This is a genomic window from Burkholderia sp. LMG 13014 (assembly GCF_905232215.1).
Taxonomy (GTDB): Bacteria; Pseudomonadota; Gammaproteobacteria; order Burkholderiales; family Burkholderiaceae; genus Burkholderia.
Genome location: NZ_CAJNKE010000720.1, coordinates 1 through 2,676, shown reverse-complemented (window position 1 = coordinate 2,676; position 2,676 = coordinate 1). Strand labels below are relative to the sequence as shown.

Annotated in this window: 3 protein-coding genes and 1 pseudogene; 1 reads left to right on the top strand and 3 read right to left on the bottom strand. The window is 67.3% G+C overall.

Annotated elements, in window-relative coordinates:
* The 3 genes and pseudogenes from JYJ84_RS38425 to JYJ84_RS33600 form a co-directional block, all read right to left on the bottom strand.
* Positions 1 to 133, bottom strand: a pseudogene (locus tag JYJ84_RS38425) (oxidoreductase); the annotation flags it as partial.
* 13 nt (positions 134 to 146) lie between these two features.
* Positions 147 to 1,814, bottom strand: coding sequence for a hydroxylamine reductase (gene hcp, locus JYJ84_RS33605; RefSeq protein ID WP_122947436.1), 1,668 nt, complete (start codon positions 1,812 to 1,814; stop codon positions 147 to 149).
* Positions 1,815 to 2,008: 194 nt separating this feature from the next.
* On the bottom strand, positions 2,009 to 2,236 hold the full coding sequence (locus JYJ84_RS33600; RefSeq protein ID WP_175223349.1) for a DUF3079 domain-containing protein: 228 nt from the start codon (positions 2,234 to 2,236) through the stop codon (positions 2,009 to 2,011).
* Positions 2,237 to 2,413: 177 nt separating this feature from the next.
* Between JYJ84_RS33600 and JYJ84_RS33595 the strand changes: the two genes are divergently transcribed.
* Positions 2,414 to 2,676, top strand: a 263-nt coding sequence (locus tag JYJ84_RS33595) for an ADP-ribosylglycohydrolase family protein (RefSeq protein ID WP_205190052.1), incomplete at its 3' end; no start/stop codon positions are given.

Genomic DNA, 2,676 nt, shown 5'->3' with positions numbered 1-2,676 from the left:
AGCTTCCGCGCCGGCATTGCGACGGCAGCGTGATATCGGCCTCGGCTGCGGCCGACAGCAGATCCTGCTCGCCGTCGCAGCCGAAGCCGAAGTGCTCGCCGTCGCGTGTCGTGATTTCGATGCGATAAGTCATCGAACGATCCCGCTCAAGCGGCCTGGCGCGCCAGCGACGCGGCAAGGTCGGTACCGGCGTCGCCGATCGGCTGGATGCCGAACTGCTCGACCAGCACCGCCAGCACGCCCGGCGTCACGAAGGCCGGCAGCGTCGGCCCGAGGCGGATGTTGCGCAGGCCGAGCGCGAGCAGCGTCAGCAGCACGGCCGCCGCCTTTTGCTCGAACCACGAGATCACGAGCGACAGCGGCAGGTCGTTCACGCCGCATTCGAATGCATCGGCGAGCGCCGTCGCGATCCGGATCGCCGAGTAGCTGTCGTTGCACTGCCCGACGTCGAGCAGGCGCGGAATGCCGCCGATATCGCCGAACGCGTGGCGATTGAACCGGTACTTGTTGCAGCCGAGCGTCATCACGACCGTATCGTCGGGCGCCTGCTCCGCGAACTCGGTGTAGTAGTTGCGGCCCGGCGCCGCGCCGTCGCAGCCGCCGATCAGGAAGAAATGGCGGATCTGTCCGGCCTTGACCGCGTCGATGACCTTGTCCGCGACACCGAGCACCGCATGCCGGCCGAAGCCGACCGTGATCGTTTCCTCCGGCGCCGTGGCCGGGAAACCGGGCAGCGCCTGCGCGGCGCGGATCAGCGTCGAGAAATCGTGATGTTCGAGATGGCGCACGCCCGGCCAGCCGACCGGCCCCGTCGTGAAGATCCGCTGCCGGTATTGCGGCATCGGCTCGATGATGCAGTTGGACGTCATCAGGATCGGCCCGGGGAAATGCGCGAAGTCGCTCTGCTGATCCTGCCATGCGCCGCCGTAGTTGCCGACCAGGTGCGGAAACGCCTTCAGCGCCGGATACGCATGGGCCGGCAGCATCTCGCCGTGCGTGTACACGTGAATGCCCGTGCCGGCCGTCTGCTCGAGCAGCGCGTGCAGATCGCCGAGGTCGTGGCCCGACACGAGGATCGCCTTGCCCGCCACCGGCGACACGCGCACGGCCGTCGGTTGCTGCGCGCCGAAACGGCCGGTGTTCGCGCTGTCGAGCAGTTCCATCACCGTCAGGTTCAACCGGCCGAGGTCGAGCGCCTGCGCGAGCAGCGCGTTGACGTCGTCGGGGTCGCGCGCGAGAAACGCGAGTGCCGCCTCGATCCCCTCGTAGATGTCGTCGCGCTCGTAGCCAAGCACCCGCGCATGATGCGCATACGCGCACACGCCCTTCAGCCCGTACAGCACCAGCGCGCGCAGGCCGACGATGTCCGCGCCCACCTTGTCGAGCCCGTGGTCCACGCCGACGCTCTTGGCCTGCTCCAGCAGCCCGGCCAGATCGTCCGCCGGCTGCCACATCGCCGGCCCGTGCTGCGCCGGGACGACCGTGCCCGACGCCCGCGCGCTCGCATCACATGCGGCCTTCACGCGGTCCCGCATCTGCGCCGCTTCGCGCAACAGTGCGACGAAACGGGCCGCATGGAAGTTCACGTTGGTCAGCGTCGTGAACATCGCATACAACACGAACCGGTCGGCATCGCGATCCGGTGCGCCCATCGCACGCGCGATCGCGCCGTATTGCGCAATGCCCTTCACTGCATGGACCAGCAGGTCCTGCAGGTCCGCCGTCGTTGCATCCTTGCCGCAGTTGCCTTTCGCCGATGCACAGCCGGGCCGCGTGCCGGTCCGGTCGGTCTGTTCGCATTGATAGCAAAACACGGTGCTCTCCTTTCTCGATCATGGGGGCGCGGGTCGGCGCGAGCGGCAGCGGAACGCAGGTTCCTGGCTGCCGGGCATCCCGCCCGCTTCAAGATGCGTGTCTTATGCATCTTTTTTCATGATGTTTCGGCACGCGTTTCGCAACCGTGATGCAGATCAAGAAACCGGATGCGCGCAGGTGAGGCAACTTGTCGCTATGACTGCCCGCCGGCTTCGGTCGCGGCTTCATGTGCGTTGTCGGCATCCGCGCCTTCGATGCCCCAGTCGCCGTATCGATACCAGTCGTCACCGAGCAGCTCGCTCGGGTGCTGCGTACGGCTGGAGCCATTGCCGCAACGCATCGCGTGTGTCGGGCAGTAGTTGTCGCATCCCCAGCAGATCCGTTCCGGATGCACGGGATGCAGCGGAAATTTCTTGGCCATGATCGTGTCTTCCCGGTGTCGTTTCATCCGCTACCGTTCGACTCTAGTTCACCGCTGCACACGGGCCATGCGGCATTCGTTCGCACCGACGACACTGCATCGGCTAGGCACGCGCACACGATTGGTCTAGTCTGCACGGTATTCCGCGGCGCGAGCCGCCAACCCGATGCCTGCCCGATGACCGACATCCCGAACCGACGATCCCGCCTGCGCGGCGGCCTGCTGGGCCTGCTGATCGGCGACGCGCTGGGCGTGCCGTACGAATTCCACGACGCCGCGTCGATCCCCCCGCCTGCCGAGATCGACATGACGCCGCCGCCCGGCTTTGCGCGCGCCCACGACGGCGTGCCGCCCGGCACCTGGAGCGACGACGGTGCGCAGGCGCTTGCGCTGCTCGACGCGCTGTCGAACGACCGCGACCTGAATCTCGACACGTTCGC

Bases quoted from the DNA above. Each gene is read 5' to 3' on its own strand.
- JYJ84_RS33600 (WP_175223349.1), bottom strand. From the start codon at position 2,236: ATGGCCAAGAAATTTCCGCTGCATCCCGTGCATCCGGAACGGATCTGC.